We start from the raw sequence: 2,112 nt of genomic DNA on the forward strand, positions 1-2,112 counted from the left end.
GGCAGATCTTCCGCAGATCCCGCGTCAGCCCCAACCGCATGAGCGTCATCACCAAAGCCATCATCACCCTGGAGAAGCAACGCTGAAAATGCTCATTGACCTCATAAGCCGACGACTCACCAGCGAATCCACCCCGAACCGTACTCGGCTCCCTGGCCGACCTCCGGTACGACGCACGCTGGCTCGTGCTTCGCGCCTCCGACATCGGGGCCCCGCACCGGCGCGAGCGGACCTTCCTCGCCGCTTGGCCCACCGGACACTCTACTCAAAACGCCGACGGCCAACATCGGGTCGAACGGCGGGAGCCAGCACCCGGCGAAGAGGAAGAGCAGCGGACACGGGCCCAATCTGGCCGACGAGGTGGAGGGGCTACTGCCGACCCCGAAAGCGTCGGACGGGATCAAGGGTTCACCGAACCAGCGACACGGCAACGGCGACTTCACCCTCCCGTCGGCGGCGGCCTCGCGACTCCCTACGTGGGCGAGCGACACCGGCACCCCTGGACGGCGTTCGGGGGTGGGCCGGCGACCACCGCTGTCGGCGGTGGTCCTGCCGCTGTGGACGGACACGACTCCGGATACGGAGGAAGCAGCGGGCGGTGGGGGCCCTACGGCGCCGCCATCACCCGATGGGAGACCCTCACCCGTCCCGCACCGCCGCCCACCGACGCGGCCGGGCGCCTGCGCCCGGCCTTCGTGGAGTGGATGCAGGGTCTGCCCGAGGGCTGGGTGACCGCCACACCCGGACTCGGTCGGCCGGCCCAGCTCACCGCGCTCGGCAACGGCGTCATTCCCCAACAGGCAGCCCAAGCAGTGCAGTTGCTCAGTCCGCCCTTCCCGTGCTGCCCACACTGCACGCAGTTCTCGGGCGCTCCCTCTGTATCGATTCGCTGATCGGATGTGGTTGGCAGCGAAGTGAAGTTCGGACGAAAATCCATGTTGGCCCTCTATGGAATCGGCGGCGCTCCGATTTCACAGTCGGTCGGCCCGGGTTCGCGGATCTGCTCGGTGTTCTCGGCGTCGAACTCTCGCGTGGCGCAGCCGGCCTTCGTCACCCATCGGGTGAGCGTCGGCGTGCGCTGCTCGACCCGCTCCACGCCGTCCATGCAGCTCGGGGATTCCCCGAACGGTGTTCACTAGTTGTACACGGTGACCACCAGATCTTGACCTCGACGGTCTCCTCACCGCAGACATGGTGTCCGGCCCCTCTCGTTCGGCGATCTGTCGTTGCCCTGGTCGTGCTGCGCGCTCTCGGCATGAGCGCGCTATTAGGGCCGCTCTCTCGCTTTATCCAATAATCCCGATTGCATAGAGGAGCCCCGCGGCGCAGATGGCCGCACCGATTAGCCTAAAAGAGATTTCGTTTGAGCGGGAAAAGAATTTTTCCTTGGTGCCAGATTTACGTACTGAAAATTTCGAAGCAAAAATCGCGAAGAGCGCGCCAAATATCATCAGGAATATTCCGACCAATATTTTCATGATTCACCCCTGCAAGAAAGGGGTGGCCTCCGGCTGGCCGGAGGCCACCCCAACCGTTTACCTGCGCCGCTTCATGAACCGAATTGCAAGGAAGATCCCTACGAGTACGGCGACGGCGAGGAACAGATACGGAAACCACGACGGACCATCTGGTCTGCTCTTTTGAGCGATAATCATAAGCGAGTCCATCGGATCCCTTTCTGCCTGATTCTTAGAATGTGTACTTGAGTGTTCCGGAACATTTCCCGGAATCGCCACCAGTTCCCACGCTTTCCGATTCGTCCGTGGATTTAGAGAGCTCCAGGGGGCCGAACCCGCAGCCGTACTCGCCAGTTAGTCCTCGTGAAGCCGAACCGGATGCGAGGCTTGCGTCAGCGCTGGCCCCGGGGGTACCACCTCCGACGGCCACGTAGGGGTGCACACTCCCGTCGCTGTTGATGCTGAGGCCACCTCCCAGGCAAAGCACATCGCAGATTTCACCCCCAATGTCGAATGACAGATTTCCCGTCGGGTCGACGTTGTTGATGGGGTCGTCGGCGGCGTAGGCGTAGCGGTTGCCGTTGGCGGGGTCGGCGAGGAAGGAGTACGTGTCCTGGGTGGTGAAGCGGCCGGTGGTGGGGTTGTACCAGCGTTG

The 2,112-nt window shown here is 63.3% G+C and carries 3 protein-coding genes and 2 pseudogenes; 3 read left to right on the top strand and 2 right to left on the bottom strand.

All coding sequences use genetic code 11. From position 1 onward, the window contains the following. Both ACZ37P_RS38430 and ACZ37P_RS38435 read left to right on the top strand, forming a co-directional pair. Positions 1–86: pseudogene (locus ACZ37P_RS38430) on the top strand (IS5/IS1182 family transposase); the annotation flags it as partial. A 99-nt stretch (positions 87–185) separates the two neighbouring features. After that, entirely contained in the window at positions 186–893 is a 708-nt protein-coding gene (locus ACZ37P_RS38435) for a hypothetical protein (protein ID WP_467351152.1), read from the top strand. Positions 894–997: 104 nt separating this feature from the next. On the opposite strand, the pseudogene ACZ37P_RS38440 reads toward ACZ37P_RS38435, so the two are convergent. Next, a pseudogene (locus ACZ37P_RS38440) lies at positions 998–1,132 on the bottom strand (SRPBCC family protein); the annotation flags it as partial. Positions 1,133–1,329: 197 nt separating this feature from the next. Between ACZ37P_RS38440 and ACZ37P_RS38445 the strand changes: the two are divergent. Next, a complete protein-coding gene (locus ACZ37P_RS38445) occupies positions 1,330–1,644 on the top strand; it encodes a hypothetical protein (RefSeq protein ID WP_467351154.1) in 315 nt (104 codons plus the stop codon). Between the two features lie 45 nt (positions 1,645–1,689). On the opposite strand, the gene ACZ37P_RS38450 is transcribed toward ACZ37P_RS38445, so the two are convergent. Continuing rightward, positions 1,690–2,112: RHS repeat-associated core domain-containing protein (locus ACZ37P_RS38450; RefSeq protein WP_467351155.1), on the bottom strand; the 423-nt coding region annotated here is incomplete at its 5' end.

It is taken from the genome of Streptomyces sp. NPDC024632, assembly GCF_055559175.1.